The 25,835-nt window shown below is 70.7% G+C and carries 21 protein-coding genes; 8 read left to right on the top strand and 13 right to left on the bottom strand.

The genetic code is table 11. The features are described 5' to 3' along the window. Nucleotides 1-21 precede the first annotated feature (21 nt). The 8 genes from gcl to I6J71_RS20260 all read right to left on the bottom strand — a co-directional run bounded on the left by gcl (nucleotide 22) and on the right by I6J71_RS20260 (nucleotide 10,504). Nucleotides 22-1,698 carry a glyoxylate carboligase gene (gcl, locus tag I6J71_RS20295; RefSeq protein ID WP_239155400.1) on the bottom strand — a complete coding sequence of 559 codons (1,677 nt, stop codon included), beginning with the start codon at nucleotides 1,696-1,698 and terminating at the stop codon, nucleotides 22-24. 20 nt (nucleotides 1,699-1,718) lie between these two features. Beyond that, nucleotides 1,719-2,609: a 2-hydroxy-3-oxopropionate reductase gene (locus I6J71_RS20290; RefSeq protein ID WP_204096143.1), complete on the bottom strand. Its 891-nt coding sequence runs from the start codon at nucleotides 2,607-2,609 to the stop codon at nucleotides 1,719-1,721. Continuing rightward, complete coding sequence (locus tag I6J71_RS20285) at nucleotides 2,609-3,433, bottom strand: hydroxypyruvate isomerase family protein (RefSeq protein WP_204096142.1); 825 nt, start codon at nucleotides 3,431-3,433, stop codon at nucleotides 2,609-2,611. The genes I6J71_RS20290 and I6J71_RS20285 overlap by 1 nt, the downstream gene beginning before the upstream one ends. Before the next feature lie 96 nt (nucleotides 3,434-3,529). After that, nucleotides 3,530-4,654, bottom strand: coding sequence for an acyl-CoA dehydrogenase family protein (locus tag I6J71_RS20280; RefSeq protein WP_204096141.1), 1,125 nt, complete (start codon nucleotides 4,652-4,654; stop codon nucleotides 3,530-3,532). A gap of 145 nt (nucleotides 4,655-4,799) precedes the next feature. Further along, a complete protein-coding gene (locus I6J71_RS20275; protein ID WP_204096140.1) occupies nucleotides 4,800-5,723 on the bottom strand; it encodes a 2Fe-2S iron-sulfur cluster-binding protein in 924 nt (307 codons plus the stop codon). A gap of 34 nt (nucleotides 5,724-5,757) precedes the next feature. After that, the gene (locus tag I6J71_RS20270; RefSeq protein ID WP_204096139.1) at nucleotides 5,758-7,539 is read right to left on the bottom strand and encodes an NAD(P)H-dependent oxidoreductase subunit E; all 1,782 of its coding nucleotides are present in this window, start codon (nucleotides 7,537-7,539) and stop codon (nucleotides 5,758-5,760) included. Between the two features lie 11 nt (nucleotides 7,540-7,550). Then, nucleotides 7,551-9,488 (bottom strand): molybdopterin oxidoreductase family protein, encoded by a 1,938-nt coding sequence (locus I6J71_RS20265; protein WP_204096138.1) that lies wholly within the window; start codon nucleotides 9,486-9,488, stop codon nucleotides 7,551-7,553. Between the two features lie 29 nt (nucleotides 9,489-9,517). Further along, entirely contained in the window at nucleotides 9,518-10,504 is a 987-nt protein-coding gene (locus tag I6J71_RS20260) for a 2-dehydropantoate 2-reductase (protein WP_204096137.1), read from the bottom strand. Between the two features lie 280 nt (nucleotides 10,505-10,784). Between I6J71_RS20260 and I6J71_RS20255 the strand changes: the two genes are divergently transcribed. Then, the gene (locus I6J71_RS20255; protein WP_204096136.1) at nucleotides 10,785-11,522 is read left to right on the top strand and encodes a GntR family transcriptional regulator; all 738 of its coding nucleotides are present in this window, start codon (nucleotides 10,785-10,787) and stop codon (nucleotides 11,520-11,522) included. A 61-nt stretch (nucleotides 11,523-11,583) separates the two neighbouring features. Here I6J71_RS20255 and I6J71_RS20250 read toward each other — a convergent pair whose 3' ends face one another. The 4 genes from I6J71_RS20250 to I6J71_RS20235 form a co-directional block, all read right to left on the bottom strand. Beyond that, nucleotides 11,584-12,993 carry an OFA family MFS transporter gene (locus I6J71_RS20250; protein WP_239155077.1) on the bottom strand — a complete coding sequence of 470 codons (1,410 nt, stop codon included), beginning with the start codon at nucleotides 12,991-12,993 and terminating at the stop codon, nucleotides 11,584-11,586. Between the two features lie 173 nt (nucleotides 12,994-13,166). Then, on the bottom strand, nucleotides 13,167-15,305 hold the full coding sequence (locus I6J71_RS20245) for an acetate--CoA ligase family protein (RefSeq protein WP_204096135.1): 2,139 nt from the start codon (nucleotides 15,303-15,305) through the stop codon (nucleotides 13,167-13,169). Nucleotides 15,306-15,317: 12 nt separating this feature from the next. Beyond that, nucleotides 15,318-16,547: a formyl-CoA transferase gene (gene frc / locus I6J71_RS20240; protein ID WP_204096134.1), complete on the bottom strand. Its 1,230-nt coding sequence runs from the start codon at nucleotides 16,545-16,547 to the stop codon at nucleotides 15,318-15,320. Nucleotides 16,548-16,563: 16 nt separating this feature from the next. Beyond that, nucleotides 16,564-18,306, bottom strand: a complete 1,743-nt coding sequence (locus tag I6J71_RS20235) for a thiamine pyrophosphate-binding protein (RefSeq protein ID WP_204096133.1) — start codon at nucleotides 18,304-18,306, stop codon at nucleotides 16,564-16,566. Between the two features lie 319 nt (nucleotides 18,307-18,625). Here I6J71_RS20235 and sucC point away from each other — a divergent pair, with 319 nt between their 5' ends. From sucC to I6J71_RS20210, 5 genes are read left to right on the top strand one after another with little or no spacing between them, the layout of a single operon-like run. Further along, nucleotides 18,626-19,807 (top strand): ADP-forming succinate--CoA ligase subunit beta, encoded by a 1,182-nt coding sequence (gene sucC, locus I6J71_RS20230; protein WP_204096132.1) that lies wholly within the window; start codon nucleotides 18,626-18,628, stop codon nucleotides 19,805-19,807. A gap of 3 nt (nucleotides 19,808-19,810) precedes the next feature. Then, nucleotides 19,811-20,701: a succinate--CoA ligase subunit alpha gene (gene sucD / locus I6J71_RS20225; RefSeq protein WP_204096131.1), complete on the top strand. Its 891-nt coding sequence runs from the start codon at nucleotides 19,811-19,813 to the stop codon at nucleotides 20,699-20,701. A gap of 2 nt (nucleotides 20,702-20,703) precedes the next feature. Beyond that, nucleotides 20,704-21,213, top strand: coding sequence for a carbonic anhydrase (locus I6J71_RS20220; RefSeq protein ID WP_304503276.1), 510 nt, complete (start codon nucleotides 20,704-20,706; stop codon nucleotides 21,211-21,213). A 10-nt stretch (nucleotides 21,214-21,223) separates the two neighbouring features. After that, nucleotides 21,224-22,378, top strand: a complete 1,155-nt coding sequence (locus tag I6J71_RS20215; protein WP_204096130.1) for a molybdopterin molybdotransferase MoeA — start codon at nucleotides 21,224-21,226, stop codon at nucleotides 22,376-22,378. 13 nt (nucleotides 22,379-22,391) lie between these two features. Continuing rightward, nucleotides 22,392-23,249, top strand: a complete 858-nt coding sequence (locus tag I6J71_RS20210) for a LysR family transcriptional regulator (protein WP_204096129.1) — start codon at nucleotides 22,392-22,394, stop codon at nucleotides 23,247-23,249. A gap of 26 nt (nucleotides 23,250-23,275) precedes the next feature. Here I6J71_RS20210 and I6J71_RS20205 read toward each other — a convergent pair whose 3' ends face one another. Then, nucleotides 23,276-24,733, bottom strand: coding sequence for an NF041680 family putative transposase (locus I6J71_RS20205; protein WP_239155398.1), 1,458 nt, complete (start codon nucleotides 24,731-24,733; stop codon nucleotides 23,276-23,278). A gap of 164 nt (nucleotides 24,734-24,897) precedes the next feature. Between I6J71_RS20205 and I6J71_RS50860 the strand changes: the two genes are divergently transcribed. Then, entirely contained in the window at nucleotides 24,898-25,299 is a 402-nt protein-coding gene (locus tag I6J71_RS50860; protein ID WP_370542167.1) for a transposase, read from the top strand. Continuing rightward, nucleotides 25,247-25,801, top strand: coding sequence for an IS5 family transposase (locus tag I6J71_RS50855; protein ID WP_370542166.1), 555 nt, complete (start codon nucleotides 25,247-25,249; stop codon nucleotides 25,799-25,801). The genes I6J71_RS50860 and I6J71_RS50855 overlap by 53 nt, the downstream gene beginning before the upstream one ends. The last annotated feature ends 34 nt before the right edge of the window (nucleotides 25,802-25,835 follow it).

The raw sequence follows: 25,835 nt of genomic DNA, 5'->3' as shown, positions 1-25,835 counted from the left end.
ACCACCACCGCGAAGCGGAACTCAGCTCGCGCTCTCGAACTCCTTGACCGCGTCCAGCGCCGCGCCCATCGCCGCGTTGGCTTCGCGTTCGATCATGATCTCGACGAGGACGGGGCGACGCGTGCGTTCGGCCTCCTTGCGCGCCCATTCGAGCGACGAGCGGATCTCGCCCGGCGCGACGACGCGCGTGCCGGAGCAGCCGTAGGCCTCCATGATCTTCACGTTGTCCGTGCCGTGGTCGTCGTAGTGGATGTCGACCTGGTAGTTCATGTCGTAGCCGGTCTCGGCCTGCCGGATGAGGCCCAGGTACTCGTTGTTCAGCATGATCAGCACGAACCCGACGTCGTACTGGGCCGCGACCGCGAGCTCCTCCACGAGGAACTGGAACGAGTAGTCGCCGACGACGCCGACGACCTCCGCGTCCGGGCGCGCCTTCTTGACCCCGATCGCCGCCGGGATCTCCCAGCCGAGCGGGCCGGCCTGGCCGCAGACCTGGTAGTGGCGCGGCAGGTGCGCGCGCTGGAACTGGCCCGACCAGATCTGGTACAGCCCGATCGCCGTGACGAAGTACGTCTCGGGGCCGTAGAACTCGTTGATCTCCTTGAACACCCGGGGGGCCTTGATCGGCAGGTCGTCGAAGTCCTCGCGCCGCGGCAGCTCGGCCTTGAGGTCACCGAGGCGCTTGACCCACGCCCGATCGCGCGCGGCGACCTCGCGCCGGTCCAGTGCCCCGGCCAGCGCGTCGAGGAACGCGCCGGTGTCGGAGACGACGCCGAGGTCCGGTCCGAACACCTTGCCCAGCTGCGTCGGTTCGATGTCGACGTGGATGAACTTGCGTTCACCCCGGTACACCGACAGCTCACCCGTGTGCCGGTCACCGAAGCGCGCGCCCAGCGCGAGCACCAGGTCGGCTTCCAGGAACGCCGCGTTGGCCCACCGCTGCGACGTCTGGATACCCGCCATGCCGGCGAACAGCTCGTGGTCTTCGGGAAAGCTGCCCTTGCCCATCAGCGTGACACCGACCGGCACACCGAGCCGCTCGGAGACGGCGCGCAGCCGGTCGCTCGCATCGCCGAGCACGACCCCGCCGCCGGCGAGGATCAGCGGGCGCTCGGCGGCCAGCAGCATGTCGAGAGCCCGCTCGACGCGCGCGGGCGCCGGCGTGACCGCCGCGACCGGCAGCGCCGAATCGATGCTCGAGTCCCACTCGATCTCCTGCTTCTGCACGTCGATCGGCAGGTCGATGAGCACGGGTCCAGGCCGGCCGGAGCGCGCGACGCGGAAGGCCTCGCGAAACACCCACGGCAGCTGCGCCGCCTCCTTCACCTGCACCGCCCACTTCGTGACCGGCTTGGCGATCTCGACGATGTCGACGGCCTGGAACGCCTCCTGGTGCAGCTTCGACGACGCCGCCTGCCCGGTGATGCACAGGATCGGGATCGAGTCGGCGTGCGCGGTGTAGAGACCGGTGATCATGTTGGTGCCGGCGGGGCCGGAGGTGCCGATCGCGACACCGACCTTGCCGGTCGTGCGCGACCAGCCGTCGGCCATGTGCGTAGCGCCCTCTTCGTGGCGGACGACCAGGTGGTCGATGCCGCGGCCCTGCATGGCCTGGTACAGCGGGAGGATCGCCGCGCCGGGACAGCCGAAGGCGACGTCGACGCCTTCGTCGGCCAGCACGTCGACGACCGCCTGCATGGCGGGGACTCGGGCCATCGTCAGACCTCCTCGGACGGGCGTCCGGAAACGCCTTCGACGACCTTCAGCAGCGCGGAGTGGTCGAGCGAGCCGTAGCCCATCGACGTCCCGGCGGCCACGAGCTGGGCGACCAGCCCGGTCAGCGGCAGCGCCACGTCGGCCTGCCGTGCGGCGGCCAGCGCGATCCCCATGTCCTTGTGGTGCAGATCGATCCGGAAGCCCGGTGCGAACTGCCGCTCGACCATCGACTTGCGTTTGAGCTCGAGGATCCGGCTGCCGGCGAGGCCGCCCGCGAGCACGTCGAGCCCGACGCCGGCGTCCACACCGGACGCTTCCAGCAGCACGATCGCTTCGGCGACCAGTCCGTAGATGCCGCCGACCACGAGCTGGTTGGCCGCCTTGACGACCTGGCCCGCGCCGTGCGGTCCCACGTGGACGATCGTCTTGCCGAGCAGCTCGAAGACCGGCTTGGCCGCTTCGAAGTCCTCGGCCGAGCCGCCGACCATGATGGACAGCGACGCCTGCTCGGCGCCGGCCTGCCCGCCGGAGACCGGCGCGTCGAGCACCCGGATCCCCTTCTCCGACCCGGCCTGCGCCACGGCGATCGACGTCTCCGGCCGGATGGTGCTCATGTCCGCCAGAAGCGTGCCCGGCTTGGCGACGTCCAGGACACCACCCGGCGCCAGCACGACCTGCTCGACCTGCGGGTGGTCCGGCAGCATGGTGATCACCACGTCCGCCTCGGCCACCGCGTCGGCCACGTCCGCGGCCGCGCGCCCGCCCGCGGCGGTCAGCTTCGCCGACGCGTCCGGGTTCAGGTCGAACCCGCTCACCTCGTGTCCGGCACCGGCCAGGTGGGCGGCCATCGGCGTGCCCATCACGCCGAGCCCGATGAATCCGATCCTGCTCATCACTTGCCCCTTCGCTCTTCCGGCAGCCAGGCCAGGGACTCGAGCGTCGAACCGTCCGGTTTGTACTCGATCCCCACGTGCCCGCGGTAGCCCGCCGCCTCCAGCTTCTCCAGGTGTCCCTCGAGGTCCAGCTCCCCCGTGCCCGGCTGGTGCCGGCCCGGCGCGTCGGCGATCTGCACGTGCCCGGTGCGCGGGGTGTACTCGGCGATCACGGAGTCGAGGTCGTCGCCGTTCACCGCCAGGTGGTAGAGGTCGGCGAGCAGCCGCACGTCGGCCGGCCCCAGCCGGTCGAGCACCGCGACGGCGTCGGCCGCCGTCTTGAGCGGGTAGGCCGGGGTGCCCGACAACGGTTCCAGCACCAGCTGCGCGCCGATCTTCGCCGCGGCCTCGGCGGCCGTGGCGAGGTGCTCGAGCGCCAGCGCGTCCTGTTCGGACGGTGCGATGCCCTCGATCCGGTTGCCGTACAGCGCGTTGAAGCTGCGGCAGCCGAGCCGCTCCGCGATCCCGATCGCGATGGTCAGGCTCACCGCGAACTCGGCCTCGCGCCCGACCCACGACATGAGCCCGCGGTCACCCGCGGCCATGTCGCCGGCGAACAGGTTCAGCCCGGTCAGCTGAACGCCGGCCCGTTCGATCGACCGGACGAACTTCTCCACCTCGACCGAGCGCGGGTCGGCGCCGTCGAACGGCCACCAGTACTCGACCGCGGTGAAGCCCGCTGCCCGAGCGGCCTGCGCGCGCTCGAGCAGCGGGAGCTCGGTGAACAGGATCGACAGGTTGGCGGTGTAGGGCAGCGCGTGCCGCACCCCGGCGGGACCGGTCATCGGATACCTCGGCTCATCGGATCGCTCGAACCTCATATTTCGTATTGTGGAATCTTTCTTCCGTACTTCGAGAATACCGATCCGACCTGGGCTCGGTCAACGAGCGAGCGGCAGTTCGCCGAACGCCGGACCGGCGGCGATTTCACCGCCGGCGCGAGCCGCGAGATCGACTACGGTGTCGACGGTCGGCTCGAGCGAGCAGTGCGCCCGCGCGTCGCGGAAGCAACGTTCGAGCGCCGCGTCGCCGGGGAAGGCCGCGCCCGCGCACAGCCGCAACGACTGCTCGGTGACCGCGACAACGGCTTCCGCGGAGGCCAGCCAGAGGTGGAAGAGCTTCGGCAGCGCGTGGGCCGGATCCCAGCTGTACGTCGCGAACGCGTCGCCGGTCAGCACGCGCACGGCCGCCGCGCGCAGCCGCATCCGCGCCAGCTCCGCGCGCGGCTCCCCCGGCGCACAGGCGCCCGCGGCCGCGTGGGCCGCCGTCCGCTCGATGGCCGATTCCGCGATGCCCTGGGCGACGGCCGCGCCGAGCCCGAGGAACCAGGGCAGCGCCAGATCGAGCACCACATCGGCGCCCGCGCCGTCGCCGCCGAGGACGGTGTTCTCGGGTAGCTGCACGGGATCCGCCCGCACGGTCGTGGCCGCGCACGCCCGCAGGCCCAGGCCGCCGCCCGGCAGCGCCGGCACGAACAGGCCCGGCGCGTGACCGGGCACGAACCACAGCGTCGCGGCACCGCGGCCACCCGCGGGCCGGCTCGACCACACGTAGCTGTCGGCCTCACCCGCCGCGACCACACCCGCCTTGCCGCCGTGCAGATCGACCACGCCGTCGTGCGCGCAAGCCACTCCGCCGGGCGCGAGCAGGCGAGAGCCCGGCCCGGCGTCGAACAACGCCAGCGTGCTCAGGTGCCGGCCGGCCGCGAGCTCCGCGCGCACGGCCTGGTCGCCGTGCGCCTCCAGCACCGCGACCGAGGCGAAGTGCGACCGCAGCACCGTGGCCGTACTCGCACACGCCCGTGCCACCAGTTCGACGACCCGCGCCGCTTCGGCAAGCCCGTGGCCACCTCCGCCGAGCCGCCGCGACGAGGTCAAGGCAAGCACACCCTTGCGGCTCAACGAGGTCAGCGCCGCGCGCGGGAAGCGGGCCAGCCGGTCGGCGTCGGCGGCGACCGGCGCCACCGCGGACGCCACCAGCCGGGACAGTTCTTCGGCAGAAGGCACCGTTGCCCCCTTTCGATTCGGTTGTTCTCCTGGTTTGTGAACGGAAGAAGAGCGCATGGGACCCGCCGTCCGGCACGTCGGCGGCTGGGGGCGGCCGGGAACGGGGACGGCGGGTCCGCTCAGGCGAGGCGGGTCGGGGCCGCCGTCAGGTGTTCTGCACGTGCTGCCAGCCGAAGCGGCCCTTGATGCACAGGTTGCCGTGGGTCACGGAGCTCTCGTGCGGGCTGGTGACCTTCACGATTTCGTTGTCCTGCACGTGCAGGGTCAGGTTGCAGCCCACGCCGCAGAACGTGCACACCGTCGTGGTTTGCGTCTGGCGGGCTTCGTCCCAGGTACCGTCTTCGCGCTTGTCGTGCTCGCGCTTGAAGCTCAGCGCCCCCGTGGGACACACCTCGACGCAGTTTCCACAGTAGACGCAAGCGCTGTCGGGCAGCGGCGCCGCGAACTCCGTGGAGATGCGGGCGCCGAACCCGCGTCCCGCCACCGAGATGGCGAAGGAGTTCTGCCACTGGTCACCGCAGGCGTCGACGCACTTGTAGCACAGGATGCACTTGCCGTAATCGCGCACGTAGAGTGCATTGTCCACTTTGACCGGCTGCCGCACGGTCGCCGCGGTCAGGCCGTCGACGGGCTCGTGCTCCCCGGGCAGGGCTTCGTCGCGCTCGTCCGACGGCGGGGCCGGCGGGCCGAACCGATCGGGGTCGGCGCCCGTCTCCGCCATCCACTCGGCGACACCGGGTGTGGTCGACAGGTCGGTCGCCGAGCCCAGCAGCTCCAGCACGACCTTGCGGCTCGTCCGCGTCCGCTCGGAGTCCGTGTGCACCACCATGCCCGGTTCCGCCTTGCGCGAGCACGACGGCACCAGCGTCCGCGAGCCCTCGACCTCCACCATGCACACCCGGCACGCGTTGGCGGGCTTGAGGGTGTCGCCGTAGCAGAGCGTCGGGATCGCCTTCCCGGCCGCGGTGCACGCGTCCAGGATCGTGCCGCCCTCGGGCACCAGGACGGGCTCACCGTCCAAAGTGAACTCGACGAGCCGCTTCGGCAGTCCGATGTCGACAACGGTCATGGCTGCTCCACGGGAAGGATCGGTCCGTCGGTCGTCATTGGTGTCCTCCGTTCAGCGCGCCCAGCCGGGTCACGGCCGATTCGATCGCGTTCCACGCGGTCTGCCCGAGGCCGCAGATCGACGAATCGCGCATCACCTGCCCGACCTCGCGCAGCAGCGCCAGGTCGTCGGCCCCGGTGCCGAGCTTGCGGCCGCCGACGATACGGCTCACCGCCTCCTCCTGGCGCACCGTGCCGATGCGGCACGGCACGCACTGCCCGCACGACTCGTCGCGGAAGAACGACGCGATGCGCAGCAGGAACTTCCCCAGGTCGGCCTGGTCGTCGAGGGCCAGCACCACGCCGGAGCCGAGCGTGGTGCCGGCCGCGCGGGCGTCCTCGAGCGTGAGCGGCAGGTCCAGCTCGTCCGGCCGGACGAACCCGCCTGCCGCGCCACCGAGGAGCACGGCCCGCAGCTCACGGCCCTCACCGACTCCCCCGGCCAGCTCGAGTAGCTCGCGCAGGGTGGTGCCGAACGGCACCTCGTACACCCCGGGCTTGCGCACGTTGCCCGAGAGGCAGAACAGCTTGGGCCCCGTGGACTTCTCCGTGCCGATCTCCCGGAACGCGGCGTACCCCGCGGTGAGGATGAGCGGCACGTTGTAGAGCGTCTCGACGTTGTTCACCACCGTCGGCTTGCCGAACAGCCCCTGCTCCGTCGGGAACGGCGGCTTCGACCGGGGCTCGCCGCGGAAACCCTCGATCGAGTTGAAGATCGCCGTCTCCTCGCCGCAGATGTAGGCGCCCGCGCCGCGCCGGATCTCGAGGTCGAAGCAGAACCCCTCGTGGCCCATGATGTCCACGCCGAGGAACCCGCGTTCGCGGGCGACGTCGATCGCGTTCTGCACCAGCCGCCGCGCGCGCGGGTACTCACCGCGCAGGTACAGGAACCCGCGCGTCGCGCCGATCGCGTAGGCGGCGATCGTCATCGACTCCACCAGGGCGAACGGGTCGCCCTCCAGCAGCACCCGGTCCTTGAACGTGCCGGGCTCGCTCTCGTCCGCGTTGCACACCAGGTAGTGCGGCAGCTCGGGCTGGCGCGCGGCGCCGTCCCACTTGCGCCCGGTCGGGAACGCGGCGCCGCCGCGGCCCATCAGCCCGGAGTCAGTGACCTCGCGGATCACCCCCGCTTGCCCGAGCTGCAGCGCGTTGCGCAGCGCCGCGTATCCGCCGGTGGCGCGGTAGTCGTCGAGGCTCTCCGGGTCGACCGCCCCGACCCGGTGCAGCAGCCGCAGCGACTCGCGGTCCGGCTGGTGCAGCACCGGCGCGGCACCGTCCGCTGTAGACGGTGAGCGCCGCGCCGCCAGCACCACCGACGCGCCGGTGGCCGGCGCGACCAGCTCGGTGCCCGGCGGGTCGCCGGCCTCGAACGCCAGCGCCGCCGGCGCCTTCTCACACACGCCCAGGCACGGGCTGCGCAGCCACGTCACGCCGCCCCGTGCCTTGCCCGCGGGCCCGAGGTGTTCGGTGAGCGTCTCGCACACCGTGTCGGCGCCGTTGACTCGGCACGCGAGGTCGGTGCACACGTGCACCACGCGCTCGGGCCGCTCGGTGAGCGAGAACAGCGAGTAGAAGCTCGCGACGCCGTACGCATCCGCCGGCGGCACGTGCAGCTTCTCGCAGATGTAGTTCAGCGCGCCCTGGCTGATCCAGCCGACGCGGTCGTTCACCGCGTGCAGTGCCGGCAGCAGCTGGTCACGGTCCGCGCCGGCCGGCAGGGCGTCGACCGCCGCGCGTTCTTCCGCCGAGGCGGCGAGGTCCAGGAACTGGAGGTCCATGCCCGCCCCCCTCAGCCCGCGACCGCTGTGGCGGGGAGTTTGTCCACCCGGATCGCAGCGGCCTTGTACTCGGCGGTGCCGGCCACGGGGTCCGTGGCCTCGATGGTGATCACGTTGACGTCGACCTCGTCCGGGAAGTGGAACGTCATGAACGCCAGGCCGGGCCGCAGTCCTTCGTCGATCCGGACCGGGGCGACGATCGCGCCGCGCCGCGAGGAAACCTGTACCAGCTCGTCCTCCGCGACACCCAGCTGCGCCGCGTCGGCCGCGCAGAGGTCCAGCGTCTCGCCGCGTCGCCGCGGCGACGGGAACCCACCCGACTGCACGCCGGTGTTGTACGAGTCGAGCCGGCGACCCGTGGTGAGGCGCAGGGGGAACTCGTCGTCGAGGACGTCGACCGGCGGGCTGTGGCGCAGCACGGTGAACGGCGCGGGCCGGCCGCGCTCGGCCGGATCCTCGGCCCACAGCCGGGCGTGCAGGAACGACGGCTCCAGCGTGTCCTCGCTGTAGCACGGCCACTGGATCCCGCCGAGCTGCTCGAGCCGCTCGTAGCTCATGCCGGCGTGGATCGGCGACAGCGAACGCAGCTCGTCCCACACCTCGCGCCCGTCGGCGCCGCTGTAGTGCCAGTCGTGCCCGAGCCGGCGCGCGAGCTCACAGATCAGCTCGATGTCGTCGCGCGCCCCCGCCGGCGGGTTCACCGCCTTGCGCACCCGCTGCACCCGCCGCTCACTGTTGGTGAAGGTGCCGTCGCTCTCGCACCACGCGGCCGAGGCGGGCAGGACGACGTCGGCCAGCTGCGCCGTCTTGGTCAGGAAGATGTCCTGCACCACCAGGTGCTCGACGTTGGACAGCCGCTTGATCGTGTGCTCGCAGTCCGCTTCGGACTGCACAGGGTTCTCCCCCACCACGTACACGCAGGTGAGCAGGCCGTCCTCCATCGCCTCGAGCATCTGCGTGAGGTTCTTGCCCTTGTACGGCGGGATGTGCGAGCCGTAGGCGGCGTCGAACTTCGCCCGCACCGCCGGGTCCAGCACGTCCTGGAAGCCGGGCAGCCGGTCCGGGATCGCGCCCATGTCGCCGCCGCCCTGCACGTTGTTCTGCCCGCGCAACGGGTTCAGCCCGGCGCCGTAGCGCCCGACCTGCCCGGCCAGCAGCGACAGGTTGATCAGCGACAGCACGTTGTCGGTGCCGTTGTGGTGCTCGGTGATGCCGAGCGTCCACGACAGCTGCGCCCGGTCGGCCCGCGCGTAGGTGTGCGCCAGTTCCTTGATCAGCTCGGCCGGCACCTTCGTCACCTGCTCGGCGACTTCCAGCGTCCACGGCTCGACCGACGCCGCGAACTCCTCGTAGCCCTCGGTGGCGCGCTCGATGAACGTGGTGTTGGCGAGTCCGGAGTGGATGATCTCGCGGGCGATCGCGTTGGCCAGCGGGATGTCGGTGCCGACCTCCAGCTGCAGCTGCCGGTGCGCCCACTTCGCCGTGCTCGTGCGCCGCGGATCGACGACGAACAGCTTCGCTCCCTTGTGGACGGCCTTGAGCACGTGCTGGAAGAAGATCGGGTGGGCCTCGCGCGGGTTGCCGCCCCAGATCACGATGACGTCGGCGTCTTCGATCTCCTGGTACGACGACGTCCCGCCGCCGCTGTCGAACACGCGCGCCAGGCCCGCCACGCTCGGGGCGTGGCAAGTCCGGTTGCACGAGTCCACGTTGTTCGTGCCCATCACGGCGCGGGTGAACTTCTGGGCCACGTAGTTCATCTCGTTGGTGGCCCGGGCGCAGGAGAACATGCCGAAGGCCTCGGGGCCCTTCGTCTCCAGCGTGCGCCGGAATCCGTCCGCGGCGCGGTCGAGCGCCTCTTCCCAGGTCGCCGGTCGCAGCACGCCCGAGTCCCGCACGAGCGGTTCGGTCAGCCGGGCGTACGGCGTCGTGCTCTGCCTGCGCTTCATCCTCTTGCCTCCGGGTGGTGGGTGGTGGTCTAGCCGACCGGCACGGCGGTGGCCGTGCGGTTCAGCAAGCCGATGGCCGCGTGCACGTGCCGCAACGCGGGCGCGGGTACCCCGGTGAGCTCGGCCAGCTCGACGACGGCGCCGATAATGGCGTCGATCTCCAGCGGCTTGCCGGCTTCCAGGTCTTGCAGCATCGACGTCTTGTGGTGACCGACGCGCCAGGCGCCGTCGATCCGCTTCTCCACGGAGACCCGCGGATCCGCGCCGGCCGCGCGGGCGATCGCAAGGGTTTCGGTCATCATCGTGGCGACGAGGTCGCGCGTCTCGTCGTGCTCGCAGATCTCGGCCATCGTCGCCCGCGTTAGCGCGCTGAGCGGGTTGAAGGCGACGTTGCCCATGAGCTTGACCCAGATGTCGTCGCGCAGGTTCGGCTCCACGGGGGCCTTGAGCCCGCCGGTGATCATCGCCTCGGACAGCGCGACGCAGCGGGGCGAAATCCCGCCCGCCGGCTCGCCCAGGGAGAAGCGCGTGCCCTCCAGGTGCCGGATCACGCCCGGCTCCTCGATCACGGTCGAGCAGTAGACGACGCAGCCGATGGCGCGCTCCACGGCCATGACGCGGCTCGTCGCGCCGCCGGGGTCCACGGTCTCGACGCGGTGGCCCTCCAGGGGGTGCCCGGCCAGGCCGTGGAAGTACCACCACGGGATGCCGTTCTGCGCCGCGACGAGCGCGGTGTCCAGTCCCAGCAGCGGTTCGAGCAGCTCTCCGCTGCCCGGGTAGGAGTGGGCCTTGAGCCCGAGGAAGACGAAGTCGACCGGGCCGATCTCGGCCGGGTCGTCGGTGACGTGGGGACGTGCGGTGAAGTCGCCCCGGGGACTCAGCACCCGCACTCCGTGTTCGCGCATCGCCTCGAGGTGGGCTTTGCGCGCGACCAGATGGACCTCGGTGCCGCCTCGGTGCAACGCCGCACCCACGTAGGCGCCGATCGCGCCCGCGCCCAGAACAGCAACCCGCATGGTGTGCCTCCCGCTCGGTCGAACACGGCGATTGCATACAGTATCCCGTGATGCGTCCCGGCACCAGGGTCCGGTCATGGAATCCGCCGATGACACCCGGGCAGAGCACCCGGACCCGGTACCCGAAGTCATTTCCGGACGCGGCGTTCATCCACTTCGGGTGAGATCCAGCCCACAGGGTGAAGAGTTGGGATTTTGCATACCAAAACCTGTATTCTCTGTCCCAGATCGTCGAAATCCGCTTTTTCCCAGCCACCGCGTTTCCGAGCCGAGGTGCCCCGTGAGCCAAACCGCCTCTCCCCTGCCCGATCGCGGGCCCACCGGCCGGCGCAGCGCCAAGGGGTCCCTCGCGGCCAAGTCGGCCAAGCGCGTGGAGCGCCCCGCCCCGCTGCGGCAGGTCGTGTACGAAGCGCTCGCGGAGCTGATCATCAACCGCACGCTCGAACCCGGGCAGCACCTGGTCGAGGCCGATCTCGCGGAGTACCTGGGTGTCAGCCGCCAGCCGGTGCGCGAAGCCCTGCAGCGGCTGCAGACCGAAGGCTGGGTCGACCTGCGGCCGGCCCAGGGCGCCTTCGTGCACCTGCCCACCGACGAGGAAGCCGACCAGCTGCTCGGCGTGCGGGCGGTGCTGGAAACGCACTCCGCACGCCTGGCCGCCGCGTGCGCGTCCGAAGAGGACGTCGCGCGGCTGTGGGAGCTGCAGAACGCCGGCCTCGAGGCGCTGGCCGCGGACGACGGCGAAGGTCTGGTCACGGCCAACGCCGACCTGCACACCTTCATCACCGAGCTCACCGGCAACGCCGTGCTCACCGAGCTGATCGGGCTCGTCGACCGCCGCGTGCGCTGGTACTACACGCCGATCGCCCGGCCCCGCGGCCACGACGCGTGGCACGAGCACGCCGAACTGATCGAAGCCATCGCCGCCCACGACGTCGTCAAGGCGGAGAAGATCATGGCCCAGCACACGGAACGCACGCGGCAGGCGTTCCACGAGCGGCCCGAAGCAGCCGGGGAGTGAGGGGGCGGGCGTCAGCCGCCCCCTCACTCCCCGGCCCTCTACCCGGTTCCTCCGGCAGGCGTCAGTTGCCAGCGGTCCCGGTGGCGGGTGAGGTCTGCGCGATCACGCCGGCCCCGCTCTGCTCCGACGCGGTCGGGCCGCTGCGGCGGCCCGGCTGGCGCAGGAACAGCACCATGAGGGCCGACAGCAATGCGATGCAGCCCGCCAGGATGTAGGCACCGGTGTAACCCCACGCCGCGATCACGCCCGCGGCGAGACCACCACCGCCGACACCGCCGATCAGCTTGGCGCTGTAGACGATGCCGTAGTTGGTGGCGTTGTGGTTCTCCCCGAAGTAGTCCGGCACGAGGGCCGCGAACAGCGGGTAGAACGCGCCGCTGCCGAACCCGGTCAGCACCGCGAACACCATGAACCAGAACAGGCTGTGCGTGTTGCCCGACCACATCACGCCGAACTGCGCCACCGCCGCGATCACCAGGACCCAGAACAGCGTGGCCTTGCGGCCGATGCGGTCGGAGGCCCAGCCGACGAGGCCTCGCCCGACGCCGTTGACGATCGCGAGGATGCCCGCCGACGACGCCGCGACGAACGCGCCGAAGTGGCTTTCCTCGGCGAACGGCACCTGGAAGTTGATGCCGAACAGGGAGACTCCGCCGATCACGATCAGCGTGACCCACATCAGCGGGAGCATGCCGGTCCTGATCGCCTCCATCGGGGTGAACTGCCGCACGGCCGGCGGGTTCTTCTCGAGACTCTTGGCGCTGCCGGCAGCCTTGCCCTTCAGCCACGCGATCGGGTCGACCTCGGCCGGCCACCAGTTCTTCGGCGGGTCCCTGAACAAGAACCCGCAGATCCCCACGACCACCAGCATGTAGAGGCCGATGCCGTCGAGGGTGATCGTCAGGTTCTCGTGCCCGAGGAAGGCGCTGAACAGGTAGATGAACGGCACCGAACCGTAGGCGAAGCCGCCGTTCACGAAACCGGTGCGCGCACCGCGCTTCTCCGGGTACCACTTGCCGACCATGTTGATGCAAGTGGCGTAGACCAGTCCGGCGCCCGTGCCGCCGAGGACCGAGTACCCGATGAACGCCAGCACCAGGTTCCCGCTGTGCGCGATGGTGAAGTAGCCGATCCCGGAGAAGAGCGCGCCGAGCAGCATGGCGGTCTTCGCCGAGACGATGTTCTTCTCGCGCAGCCGGCCGGCCGGGAACGCGACCCCGGCCTGGAACACGGCCCAGATGCTGGCCAGCCAGAACGCGTCCGACAACGACCAGCCGTACTTCTCCTCAAGTGTTCCTTCGACGGCTCCCCAGCCGTACTCGAACACGCTGACCGCCATCATGGCGATCCACGGCAACCAGACCATCCACGATCGCGAGCGGCCCATCAGGTCTCTGGGGCTCTCACCGATCCGGTAAGTGCGTCCGTTGTCGTCGACGATCTCCTGGTACGTCGGTTGGGCTGCGGTCATGAGAGTTCTCTTTCGTCAACGTTGACTTCGGTTCCCTCTGAGCGGGGTGGCTCCTGTCCCCCGCCGGGCGCGACCGCGCGCGCCCGGCGCTTCGTGCTCTTGCTCCCGTCCCCCGCGTCACCGACGGCTAGGTGTCCGGCAAGATACGCCTCCTTCCCCCTCGCCGGAAGTGATCAGCCGAGCAGCCCGGCCGACCGCGCCCAGCGGTACTTGGCACCGAGTACCGCAACCGGCTTCTCGGTCGTGTACGGGTAGGCGACGACGCCGTGGGCGTAGAGGTGGTCGCTCGCCTGCTCCACCTCGACGTCCCCGGACAGCGACGCCACCACGGGCTTGTGGATCCCCTTCTTGCGGAACTCCTCGACGACGTCGACCACGAGCTCCGCGAAGACCATCGGCGGCGTGACGATCGTGTGCCAGTAGCCGAGAATCAGGGAGTGGATGCGGTCGTCTTCAAGGCCGAGGGCGATCGTGTTCCGGTACGTCGACGGCGGCTCGCCACCCGTGATGTCCACCGGGTTGCCGGCCGCGCCGAACGGCGGGATGAACTTCCGGAACGCCTCGTCGAGATCACCGGGGATCTCCATGAGAGTCAGGCCGTTGTCCACGCACGCGTCCGACAGCAGCACACCGGAGCCACCGGCGCCGGTGATGATCACGACGTTCTCGCCCTTCGGCGTGGGCAGCAGCGGGATACCGCGGGCGTACTCGAGCATGTCGTTGAGCCCCGGCGCCCGGATCACGCCGCTCTGGCGCAGGATGTCGTCGTAGACCTTGTCGTTGCCGGCCAGCGCGCCGGTGTGCGAGCTCGCCGCCTTGGCACCCTGCGAGGTGCGCCCGGCCTTGAGCACGACCACCGGCTTCTTCGCCGAGACGCGCTTGGCGGTCTCCGCGAAGGAGCGGCCGTCCTTGAGGTCTTCGAGGTGCATTGCGACGAGCTGGGTGTTGTCGTCGTGCTCGAAGAACGTGAGCAGGTCGTCCTCGTCGATGTCCGCCTTGTTGCCCACGCCCACGATGGACGACACGCCCATGCCGGCCGACCGGCTGAAGCCCAGGATCGCCATGCCTATGCCGCCGCTCTGCGAGGAGAGCGCGACACCGCCCTTGACGTCGTACGGGGTGCAGAACGTCGCCGAGAGGTTCTCCGGCGTGTAGTAGTAGCCGTAGATGTTGGGGCCGAGGATGCGCACACCGTGCTTGCGCGCGATCGCGACGACCTCATTCTGCAGCTCGATGTTCCCGGTCTCGCCGAACCCGGACGGAATCAGGATCGCCCCGGCCACACCCTTCTTGCCGGCCTCTTCCAGCGCCGCGGGCACGAACTTCGCCGGGATCGCGAACACGGCCACGTCCACGTCCCCGGGCACGTCGCTGATGCTCGCGTACGCCTTGCGGTCCAGAATTTCCGACGCCTTCGGGTTGATCGGGTAGATCTCCCCCGCGTAGCCGCCGTTGACGAGGTTCTTCATCACCGAGTTGCCGATCTTGCCGGACACGGGCGAAGCCCCGATCACCGCGACGGCGGCCGGCCTCATGATCCGGTTCATCGCCGCGAGGATCTCCTCCTGCGTGAACCGCACCGGCTCCTTCGCCGCCTCCGGGTCGACGAGGATGCGCACGTCGACGGCGGTTGCGCCCTCGGCCGTGGCGAGCACCGGGTTGAGGTCGACCTCCGCCAGCTGCGGGAAGTCGGTGACCAGACGCGAAAGGTCGTGCACGATGGCCGCGAGCGCCTTCTTGTCCACCGGCTCAGCGCCGCGGACGCCGTCGAGCACCTCGGCCGCGGCGATACCGTCCACCATGGACAGTGCCTCGTCCTCCGACGTCGGCGCCAGGCGGAAGGTCACGTCCTTCAGCACCTCGACGAGCACGCCGCCGAGGCCGAAGGCCACGATCTTGCCGAAGGTCTGGTCGGTGACCGACCCGATGATGACCTCCTGGCCGGTGGTGAGCATCTGCTGCACCTGAACACCGACGATCGCCGCGTTCTCGTCGTAGGCCTCGGCGTTGGCCAGGATCGTGGCGTAGCCCTCGGCGACCTGCTCGGCGGTGCGCAGGCCGACGAGCACGCCGCCGGCTTCCGTCTTGTGCAGGATGTCGGGCGACACGATCTTCAGCACCACCGGCAGGCCGATCTCCTCCGCCTGCGCCACCGCCTCGTCGGCCGAGGTCGCCAGCCGCTCCTGCGGGGTGGGGATGCCGTAGGCCTCGCACACGGCGCGGCCCTCGGGTGCGGTCAGCGACGAGCGTCCCTCCGCCGCCGCCTGCTCCAGGATCTTCTCGACCGCTTCGCGGCCGGTTTCCGTGGTCATCCGGTCCTCTCCTCAGATCACGCCGGCGGTGCGCAGCCGCTCGAGTTCATCGGTGCCGTAGCCGAGCTCGCCCAACACCTCGTCGTTGTGCTCGCCCAGCAGCGGCGAACGGCCCACCTCGACCGGGGAGTCGGACAGCTTGAGCGGGCAGCCCACCGTCTTGAACTTCCCGCGCTCGGGGTGGTCGACCTCGACCACGGAGCCCAGGGCGGCGAGCGTCTCGTCCTCGATGAGCTCCTTCGTGGACAGGATCGGACCGCACGGGATGTTGTGGGCGTTGAGCTTCTCCATGACCTCCCACTTGGTGTGGCGCTCGGTCCACTGCTCGACGAGCGCGAACACCTTGTCCAGTTTGGACAGCCGGGCCTCGGGCGTGGCCCACTCGGGGTCCTCGGCGAGCTCAGGCTGCCCGATCAGCTGGGTCAGCGGGGCCCAGCCGACCGGCTGGACGATCACGTAGATGTAGTCGTTCGGGCCACCGGGCGCGCAGCGCACCGCCCAGCCGGGCTGGCCGCCGCCGGAGGCGTTGCCCGAGCGCGGGACCTCTTCGCCGAACACGTCGTTGGGGTACTCGCCGAGCGGGCCGTGGGTCAGCCGCTGCTGGTCGCGCAGCTTGACGCGGCAGAGGTTGAGCACCGCGTCCTGCATGGCCACCTGCACCCGCTGCCCGCGGCCGGTGTTCGTGCGCTGGTACAGCGCGGCGAGCATCGCGGCGACGAGGTGGATGCCGGTGCCCGAGTCGCCGATCTGCGCGCCGGTGGCGGTGGGCGGGCCCTCTTCGAAACCGGTGGTGCTCATGGAGCCGCCCATGGCCTGCGCGATCACCTCGTAGGCCTTGAAGTCGGCGTAGCGGCCGGGGCCGAAGCCCTTGATCGAGGCGTAGATCAGCCGCTCGTTGATCTCCTGCAGCTTCTCCCACGAGAACCCGAAGCGGTCCACCACGCCGGGGCCGAAGTTCTCGACGAGGATGTCCACACCGGCCACGAGTTTGGTGAAGATCTCCTTGCCCTCGTCGCTCTTCATGTTCAGCGTGATGCTGCGCTTGTTGCCGTTGAGCATCGTGAAGTAGAGACTGTCCACTCCGGGCAGGTCCCGCAGCTGGCCGCGCGTGATGTCACCGCGCCCTGGCGTCTCCAGCTTGATCACGTCGGCGCCCAGCCAGGCGAGGATCTGGGTCGACGACGGTCCCGACTGGACGTGGGTCATGTCGAGGACGCGGACGCCATCGAGTGCCTTTCCCATTTCTCGTGCCTCCCGACTACTTGTACATCGTCTGATTCATGGTTCCGGGGGCGTACGCGTCCGGGTCGACCCAGACGTTGATCAGCGAGGGCTTGCCGGATTCGCGGGCGCGCTGCAGTGCCGGCGCGATGTCGGCGGGATCGCGCACCTCTTCGCCGTAGCCGCCCAGCAGGCGGGCGAACTCGTCGTAGCGGACGTCGCCGAGGGTGTTGCCGATGCGCTCGCGCGCCAGCCCGTACTTCTGCGCCTGGCCGTAGCGGATCTGGTTCATCGACGAGTTGTTGCCGACGATCCCGACGAAGGGCAGGTTGAACCGCACCAGCGTCTCGAAGTCCCAGCCGGTCAGCGAGAACGCGCCGTCGCCGAAGAGCGCGACGACCTCCTGGTCCGGGCGGGCGTGCTTGGCGGCCATCACGAACGGGATGCCGACGCCGAGCGTGCCGAGCGGACCCGGGTCCATCCAGTGCCCCGGTGACTTCGGCTGCACGACCTGGCCGGAGAAGGTGACGATGTCACCGCCGTCGCCGATGTAGATCGAGTCCTCGGTGAGGAACTCGTTGATCTCGTGCACGAGCCGGTAGGGGTGGATCGGGTTCGCGTCGGAGTGCTGCTGCGGCAGGCGCTTCTCCTTGGCCTGCTCTTCCACCGCGCGCAGTTCCTCGAGCCACGGCTTGCGGGCCACCGCGCCGTTGTCGACGCGTCCCGAAGCCGCCGCCGACACCGCGGCGAGGATCTGGCCGGCGTCGCCGACGATTCCGAGGTCGATGTCGCGGTTCTTGCCGACGGTGCGGTAGTCCAGATCGATCTGCACCACCGTGGCGTCGGGCGAAAGCCGCTTGCCGTAGCCCATGCGGAAGTCGAACGGCGTGCCGACGATCACGATCAGGTCCGCGTTGGTGAAGGCATACCTGCGCGCCAGCTGGAAGTGGTGCGGGTCGCCCGGCGGCAGCGTGCCGCGGCCCGCGCCGTTCATGAACGCGGGGACGTTCAGCGTGCGCACGAGTTCCGTCGCCGGTTCCGTCGCCCGCGTCGTCCAGACCTGGCTGCCGAGCAGGATCGCCGGCTTCTTGGCGTGCACCAGCAGATCGGCGAGACGCTCGATGTCGGCGGGGTCGCCCGCGTTGCGCGTCGAAGCGCGGTAGCGGCCGGCTTCGGGGATGCGGGCCGCGGACAGCGGGACCCGCGCGTCGAGCACGTCACGCGGGATCTCGAGGAACGACGGCCCAGGGGCGCCGGCGAAGGCCTCGCGGAACGCCATCGACACCAGGTCGGCCGCGCGAGCGGTCGACGGCACGGTCGCGGCGAACTTGGTGATCGGGCTCATCATGTCGACGTGCGGAAGGTCCTGCAGCGACCCCATCTTGTGCTGGGTGAGTGCGCCCTGACCGCCGATCAGCAGCATCGGGCTCTCCGCGCGCAGGGCGTTGGCGACGCCGGTGACCGCGTCGGTGGTGCCCGGGCCGGCGGTGACGACCGCGCAGCCGGGACGGCCGGTGATGCGCGCGTAGCCGTCGGCCGCGTGCGCGGCGACCTGCTCGTGGCGTACGTCGATGACGTTGATGCCCTCGTCGACGCAGCCGTCGTAGATGTCGATGATGTGCCCGCCGCACAGGGTGAAGATCGTGTCGACGCCCTCGGCCTTGAGCGCCTTGGCCACCAGGTGCCCACCGGAGATCGTGTCCGGAGCCGGCTCGCCGCCGTTCGTCGAGGGGGCGGCCCGGTCCTTGTCGACGTTCTGGCCGGTTGTGGTTGGCGCCATTGCTCAACTCCTCTTGTCTCACGCCGGACCTCTCTGATCCGCGCGCTCGTTCCGGTGCGCTTGTCATCGGTCCACAGCCGCGGCGAAGGACATCTCTCCAGGTCAGCGGCACCTTCTGCGCAAACTGTAGATTGCATACCGTATGAGGTAGGCATTAGGATTACTCTCCGAGCGACCCGCTGTCCAGGGCCATCCGCAGGTTTTGCCGAAGGTTTTTCACGTAGCGCGGCGCGTGACAACCGCGCGTCCCGCGCCGAGTGGCCCTGTCGTCCACACGTCTCCCGTCGCGGCCGTCACCGGCCCAGCAGGAAGGACTCCGATGGATCTGTTCGAACACGAAGCGCGCGAGCTGTTCTCCGCGCACGGCGTACCGGTCCCCCGCGGCCGCGTCGCGACGAGCCCGGAGGAAGCCCGCGCCGCGGCGGTGCTCGTCGGCGGACCCGTGGTGGTGAAGGCCCAGGTGAAGACCGGTGGGCGGGGCAAGGCGGGCGGGGTGAAGCTCGCCGGGACGCCCGACGACGCCGAGCAGGTCGCCGACGACATCCTCGGCATGGACATCAAGGGCCACGCCGTGCACAAGGTTCTGGTGACCGAGGCCAGTGACATCGCGGAGGAGTACTACGTCTCCTACCTGCTCGACCGGGCCGGCCGCACGTTCCTGGCCATGGCCTCGGTCGCCGGCGGCATGGAGATCGAGGAGGTCGCGGCGACCCGGCCCGAAGCTCTGGCCAAGGTGCCGGTCGACGCGCTCACGGGCGTGGACCAGGCCAAGGCGCGCGAGATCGTGGCAGCGGCGCGGTTCCCGGCCGAGGTCGCGGACGAGATCACGGGCGTGCTGGTGCGCCTGTGGGAGGTGTTCGTCGCCGAGGACGCCACGCTCGTGGAGGTGAATCCGCTGGCACGCACCGGCGACGGTTCGGTGATCGCGCTCGACGGCAAGGTCACCCTCGACGCCAACGCCGAGTTCCGCCACCCTGGCCACGCCGAGTTCGCCGACCCGAGCGCGGGCGACCCGCTCGAGCGCAAGGCGAAGGACCTGGGGCTGAACTACGTGAAGCTCGACGGCGACATCGGCGTGATCGGCAACGGCGCCGGACTTGTCATGTCCACTTTGGACGTCGTCGCCGCCGCGGCCGCCGAGGTCGGTGCGCGGGGCCCGGCGAACTTCCTCGACATCGGCGGCGGCGCGTCGGCTGCGGTGATGTCGGCCGGGCTCGGCGTGATCCTCGGCGACCCAGCCGTGCGCAGCGTGTTCGTGAACGTCTTCGGCGGGATCACCGCGTGCGACGCCGTGGCCGACGGCATCGTGCAGGCGCTGGGCATCCTGGGCGACGCCGCGACGAAACCGCTGGTGGTCCGCCTCGACGGCAACAACGTGGCCGAGGGCAGGCGGATCCTCGCCGAAGCCGGCCACCCGCTCGTGACCGTGGTCGAGACCATGGACGACGCCGCCCGCGAGGCGGCCAAGCTCGCGACCGTCCCAGCTAACGCGGAGGCCTGAGAAGTGGCGATCTTCCTGGACCAGAACAGCCGTGTCGTCGTGTCGGGCATGACCGGCGCCGAGGGCACCAAGCACACCAAGCGGATGCTCGCCGCCGGCACGAACGTCGTCGGCGGGGTGAACCCGCGCAAGGCCGGGACGAAGGTGACGATCGGCGAGCACGAGCTGCCGGTGTTCGGCAGCGTCGCGGACGCGATGGCCCAGACCGGCGCCGACGTGGTGGTGCTGTTCGTGCCGCCGCCGTTCGTCAAGGACGCCGTGATCGAGGCGATCGACGCGGAGATCGGCCTGGCCGTGGTGATCACCGAGGGCGTGCCGGTGCACGATTCCGCGGTCTTCTGGGCGCACGCGGTGGCGAAGGGCGGCACGACGCGGATCGTCGGGCCGAACTGCCCCGGGCTCATCTCCCCCGGGCTGTCGAACGCGGGCATCATCCCCGCGGACATCACCGGCCCCGGCCGGATCGGGCTCGTGTCCAAGTCGGGCACGCTGACCTACCAGCTGATGCACGAGCTGCGCGACATCGGGTTCTCCACGTGCGTCGGCATCGGCGGCGACCCGGTCATCGGAACCACGCACATCGACGCCATCGAGGCGTTCGAGAAGGACTCCGACACCGACGTGATCGTGCTGATCGGCGAGATCGGCGGCGACGCCGAAGAACGCGCGGCCGCCTACGTCCAGGCCAACGTGAGCAAGCCCGTCGTCGGCTACGTCGCGGGGTTCACCGCGCCGGAGGGCAAGACGATGGGCCACGCGGGCGCGATCGTCTCCGGTTCGGCCGGCACCGCCGCCGCGAAGAAGCAGGCGCTGGAGGCCGCGGGCATCCGGGTGGGCCGGACGCCGAGCGAGACCGCGCGGCTGGTGCGCGAGGTCCTCGCGGGAACGGCGTAGCCGTGGGCGAGATCGACGAGCTCGTCGCCAACGCCCGGCGCTACCACCGCGGCCTCGACCACAGCCGGCTGGTGAAGCGGCCGAGACGGCGCGTCGCGGTGGTGGCGTGCATGGATGCGCGCATCAGCGTGTACCGGCTGCTGGGCCTGGAAGAGGGCGACGCCCACGTGATCCGCAACGCCGGTGGCGCCGTGACCGAAGACACGATCCGCTCGCTCGCGGTGAGCCAGCGGCTGCTGGGTACCCGGGAGATCGTCCTGGTCCACCACGAGGACTGCGGCATGCGAACCTTCACGGACACAGAGTTCGCCCGGCAGGTCGAGGAGGGCACCGGCATCCGGCCGCCCTGGTCGGCCGAGGCGTTCACCGACGTGGAGCAGGACGTGCGGCAGTGCCTGAGACGGGTGCGCAGCAGCCCGTTCCTGCCGCACACCTCGTCCGTGCGAGGGTTCGTGTACGACGAGCGGACCGGGGCGATGACGGAGGTCGGGGCCGCGGTCCGGCCGGAGTAGGAGGGACGCCATGCACCGGGGATGGGCCGAAGCCCGCCGGATCGCCCGCGACGCGGTGAAACCGCTCGAGGCGGTGGAGCTGCCGCTCGCCGAAGCGCTGGGCCGGGCCTTGGCGAGCCCGGTCCGGGCCCTGACGGCGATGCCCGCGTACGACAACTCCGCGATGGACGGGTACGCCGTCGCCGGGCCCGGGCCGTGGACCGTCGTGGGCGCGGTCCGGGCGGGCGGCGAGCCGTACCCGGGGGTGCTCGCGCCCGGCACGGCGATCGAGATCGCCACGGGCGCTCCCGTGCCGCCGGGCACGCAGGCGGTGCTGCCCGTCGAGTACGCCGTCCACAGTGGACGTCGAGTGGCCGGTGAAGTCGCGTCCGGCAAGCACGTGCGGCGCCGCGGCGAGGACTGTCCCGAGGGCGAAGAGCTGCTCGCCACGTCGACGACGGTGACGGCCGCGGTGCTGGGTGCGGCCGCCGCCGCGGGGCACGACACGCTGCTGGTGCACCGGCGGCCCCGGGTGTCGGTGGTCGTGACCGGCGACGAGGTCCAGACCTCGGGCGTGCCCGCGCCGGGGCGCGTGCGCGACGCCATCGGCCCGATGCTGCCCGGTCTGCTGGCGGAAGCGGGCGCCGAGGAGCACGGGCTGGTGCAGCCGGCCGATCAGCCCACGGCGCTCACCGCGGCACTGACCGAGGGCGACGCCGACGTCGTGGTGGTGTGCGGGGCGACGTCGAAGGGCCCGGCGGACCACCTGCGCGGTGTGCTGCGGGCGCTGCTGGCCGACGTGCGCGTGGACGGCGTCGCGTGCCGGCCGGGGCACCCGCAACTGCTCGCAGTGCTGCCGGACGGCCGGTGCGTAACCGGGCTGCCGGGCAACCCGTTCGCGGCATTGGCGGCGGGGCTGACGCTGCTGTCGCCGTTGCTGCTGCGGCTGGGCGGGCACCGCGCGCCACCGCCGGCGACGGCGCGAGCCGGCGCTGCCCTGCCGGTGCACGAGAGGGACACGCGGCTCGTGCCGGTCGCGTGGTCGGGCCGGTCGGTGACGCCGGTGGGCCACGACCGGCCCGGGTCGCTGTGGGGCGCGGCGCTGGCCGACGCGCTCGCGGTGGTGCCGCCGGGATTCGCGGGCGGCGACCTCGAACTGCTGCCGCTGCCGGGCGGGCGGCGCTGAGACTGGAGGGTGCATGGACCTGCGTCAGCTGGAGATCGTCGTCGCGGTCGCCGAGGAGGGTGGCTTCACCGCCGCGGCGCACCGGCTGCACACCGTGCAGTCGACGGTGTCGACGGTGGTCCGCGCCCTCGAACGTGATCTCGGCACGTCGCTGTTCGAACGCACCACGCACCGCGTCGCGCTCACCCCGGCCGGGCGCGCGTTCCTGCCCGCCGCGCGAGCCGCGCTGAAGGCCGCGGAGCACGCTCGCGCCACCGTCGACAGCGCGCGCTGGAAGCTCGGCGGGCGCGTCCGCATCGGCGTGATGCCCGGCGCTTGGCCCGACCCGCACCGCGCGCTCGCCGCGCTGCGGCGCGAGCACCCGGGCGTGCAGGTCCAGGTCCGGATGGCCCCACCGCGGCAGCTGCTCGCCGCGCTCCGGGAGTCCGCTGTGGACGCGCTGGTCGCGGTCGAGAACTGCGTGGTGGCCGAAGGCCTGGTCGCGCGGCCGTTGCGCCGCGAGGCGATGCTGTTCGTGAGCGGCTCGGACGACCGGGCCGCCGACCGCCCGATCACCGCCGCCGACGCGGCGACGGCCGCGGTGGTGGACTTCGCGCCCGGCTGGGCCAACCGCGAGGCCACCGACCGCGCCTTCCAGACGGCCCAGGTGCGCCGCGTGGTCGCCCACGAGGTGACGGACGCGGCCGCGGCGGCCGAACTCGTCCGCCACGACCTGGGGGCCTGCATCCTGCCCGCGTCGGTCGCCGCGCGGTTCCCGGACCTGACCTCCCGCCCGTTCACCCGCGGCGGGCCGACCTGGCACATCTGCGTGACCCGCCCCGCGGGTGATCCCGCACCGGCCCTCGCCGCGGTGCTGCGGCACCTGACCTGAGCCGGCTGGATGAGCTAGCTTGGGTTTTAACCTGTTCGGCGGGGTCGTGGGTTGCTCGATCTGGTGTTCTTGCCGTGTTTGGATTTTCGGGTGTTCGTGCTGGTGACGACGTAGACGTCGTGGCGTGATGCGGGCCGGTGGTTGACTGTTCCGGCGGGACGTCCAGGACCGGGCCGCGACGGTTTCGGGACACCGGCCGGGCAGGCGAGTTGTGGACGCAGGTTCCGAAACCCTCGGCGGACCCGTGCCGGGGAGAGCCGCAGGGCTGGTCGGGGTCTTTCCCAGGGGCGGCGCAGATCCGCTGTGAGGTCGCGGGCGAGCCGCAGCTGGGTGTAAGCGCTCAGCAGCAGCCAGGTCCATCGGTCGGCCGCCTCGGGCGAGCGAAGTTTCGGGGTGGTCCAGCCGAGGGTCTGCTTGAGCATGCGGAAGGTGTGCTCGATATCGAAGCGGCGCAGGAACGCCTGCCAGGCCAGATCAACCTCGGCGTGGCCCAGGCCAGTGCGCGAGTGCCAGAGCCACACCGGTTTTGGGATCGCGCCGGAGGGCAGGCGCTCGACCTGCAGCCGGATCACGGTGCCCTCGATGATCGGCAGAGCGCCGTCGTGGCCGGCCCAGGCGATGCGGTGGGTCAGCCGTGGATGCAGCCGATCCCAAGCCCGGATCAGCGCGGGACCGTAGAGCCGGGTCGTGGTTTCGGTGACGGCATCGGGTTGTCCCCAGGTGGCCGGGTCACCGAAAGCGAACTCGTCGCCGTGGCGGCGGGGCCTGCCCAACGTGCCGGATCGCTGCGGCGGGACCGGGCGGTGCAGGACCCGGTCGGTGCGCATCCGCACCAGCACGGTGATCGGAAGATCGGCCAGCACGTGGGCCAGGCGGGGGCCGTCGTAGCCGGCGTCGGCGACCAGCAGGATGTCCGGGTCTCCCGGCCGCCAGTGCCCGGCCGCGACGAGGCGGCCCACCACGGCGCGGATCTGCTGGGCGGTCACGTTTGCGGCGTTGTCGCCGGGTGTGAGCCGGACCGCGTCCAGCGGCGCGGTCCACGAACCCCGCCCGGACTCGAGCGCGACGACCACGGAGTAGGGCCAGCCCGGCACCATCATGTGCTGGTCCCTGCCACGGCCGTAGGTGTGACACAAGATCCGCTGCGGGCAGGTGTGTGCTTCCGGACGCAGCCAGCAGGTCACGTCCACCGCCAGCACCAGCCGCCCGTCTGCGGCGCGCGGCAGCGGGACCCCGCTCAGCGCGTTGCGTAGCCGATCGATGTCGACCCGTCCGCGTGCCAGTGCGGCATAGCTGCTGCCGTGGCCGCGACGGTGCTCACCGGCCAGGGACAGCTCCGCGATCGACCGGACCGGACCGTCCGCGCACAACACTGCGTCGGTCAGCTCGAACAACGCGTCCGCTCGCCGGGGCAGGCATCGGTAGAACTCCTGCCGGAGCGCGGACAGCTCCCTGCCCGCGCCGGTGGCGCCAGCGTGGTGCACACTGATCAATTGAAGCCCTTGGCTCGATCTTCCGTCTGTCGCAAGAAGGAATGATCGACCAAGGGCTTCACTCATGATCGACAGGGGTCACCACCGACCACTCAGACGTTAAAACTCAAGCTAGGGCGTGTCTGACAAAGTTTGTGGTTGGTTGCTGAGATTGTGTGGGTGTGTCGCGGTTTCAGCTGTTGTCGGATGTTCAGTGGGCGTTGATCGAGGACTTGTTGCCGGTCCGTACCGGTAGGCGTGGTCGGCCGTTCTCGGATGCGCGGGCGATGGTCGAGGGGATCATCTATCGGTATCGGTGTGGGATCGCGTGGCGGGACGTGCCGGCGGTGTTCGGTCCGTGGCAGACGATCTGGACCTGGCACCGACGGCTGGCCGGCGATGGGACCTGGGACGTGGTGTTGCAGCGCCTGCTGACCGAAGCGGACGCGGCTGGGCTGGTGGATTGGACGGTGTCGGTGGATTCCACGATCGCGCGGGCGCATCAGCACGCCACCAGCATCAGGCGTGTCACGGGGGGCTGGGTCGAATTACACGGATCTGCGCAGCGAGCCGCCTGATCATGCGATCGGCCGTTCCCGCGGTGGCTGGAGCACGAAGGTCCATCACCTCGTCGACGGGTGCGGCCGTCCGCTGGTGGCGCTGGTCGGTCCCGGTCAGGCCGGGGACGCTCCGATGTTCGCGCACCTGATGCGCCATCTGCGGATCCGCCGGGCCGGGCGCGGCCGGGCCCGCACCCGTCCCGACCAGCTCCGGGCGGACAAGGCGTATTCATCACGGGCGATCCGCCGGCATTTGCGTACCCGCGGCATCACCGCTGTCATTCCCGAGCCCGCTGACCAGGCCGGGCATCGGAAGCGCCGTGGCTCACGCGGTGGCCGTCCGCCGGTGTTCGATTCGGTCGACTACCGCGGTCGCAATGTGGTCGAACGTGGCTTCAACCTGCTCAAGCAATGGCGCGGCCTGGCCACGCGCTATGACAAGTTGGCCATCGTCTACCGCTCCGCCGTCGTCCTTCATGCCGTGATCACCTGGACCAAAACATTGTCGGACACGCTCTAGTACTCCAGCCGCACTTCGTGATCTTGCTCTGATA

The organism is Amycolatopsis sp. FDAARGOS 1241, assembly GCF_016889705.1.
Classification (GTDB): Bacteria; Actinomycetota; Actinomycetes; order Mycobacteriales; family Pseudonocardiaceae; genus Amycolatopsis.
Note: the sequence above shows the minus strand (reverse complement) of the source record. Positions and strands in the feature narration are given on the sequence as shown.

What these genes read in the sequence shown, in the direction of transcription:
- I6J71_RS20265 (WP_204096138.1), bottom strand. Translation starts at nt 9,488, where the DNA reads ATGAAGCGCAGGCAGAGCACGACGCCGTACGCCCGGCTGACCGAACCG.
- I6J71_RS20250 (WP_239155077.1), bottom strand. Translation starts at nt 12,993, where the DNA reads ATGACCGCAGCCCAACCGACGTACCAGGAGATCGTCGACGACAACGGA.
- gcl (WP_239155400.1), bottom strand. Translation starts at nt 1,698, where the DNA reads ATGCAGGCGGTCGTCGACGTGCTGGCCGACGAAGGCGTCGACGTCGCC.
- I6J71_RS20235 (WP_204096133.1), bottom strand. Translation starts at nt 18,306, where the DNA reads ATGGCGCCAACCACAACCGGCCAGAACGTCGACAAGGACCGGGCCGCC.
- frc (WP_204096134.1), bottom strand. Translation starts at nt 16,547, where the DNA reads ATGGGAAAGGCACTCGATGGCGTCCGCGTCCTCGACATGACCCACGTC.
- I6J71_RS20245 (WP_204096135.1), bottom strand. Translation starts at nt 15,305, where the DNA reads ATGACCACGGAAACCGGCCGCGAAGCGGTCGAGAAGATCCTGGAGCAG.
- I6J71_RS20260 (WP_204096137.1), bottom strand. Translation starts at nt 10,504, where the DNA reads ATGCGGGTTGCTGTTCTGGGCGCGGGCGCGATCGGCGCCTACGTGGGT.
- I6J71_RS20275 (WP_204096140.1), bottom strand. Translation starts at nt 5,723, where the DNA reads ATGACCGTTGTCGACATCGGACTGCCGAAGCGGCTCGTCGAGTTCACT.
- I6J71_RS20210 (WP_204096129.1), top strand. Translation starts at nt 22,392, where the DNA reads ATGGACCTGCGTCAGCTGGAGATCGTCGTCGCGGTCGCCGAGGAGGGT.
- I6J71_RS20285 (WP_204096142.1), bottom strand. Translation starts at nt 3,433, where the DNA reads ATGACCGGTCCCGCCGGGGTGCGGCACGCGCTGCCCTACACCGCCAAC.
- sucC (WP_204096132.1), top strand. Translation starts at nt 18,626, where the DNA reads ATGGATCTGTTCGAACACGAAGCGCGCGAGCTGTTCTCCGCGCACGGC.
- I6J71_RS20270 (WP_204096139.1), bottom strand. Translation starts at nt 7,539, where the DNA reads ATGGACCTCCAGTTCCTGGACCTCGCCGCCTCGGCGGAAGAACGCGCG.
- I6J71_RS20215 (WP_204096130.1), top strand. Translation starts at nt 21,224, where the DNA reads ATGCACCGGGGATGGGCCGAAGCCCGCCGGATCGCCCGCGACGCGGTG.
- I6J71_RS20290 (WP_204096143.1), bottom strand. Translation starts at nt 2,609, where the DNA reads ATGAGCAGGATCGGATTCATCGGGCTCGGCGTGATGGGCACGCCGATG.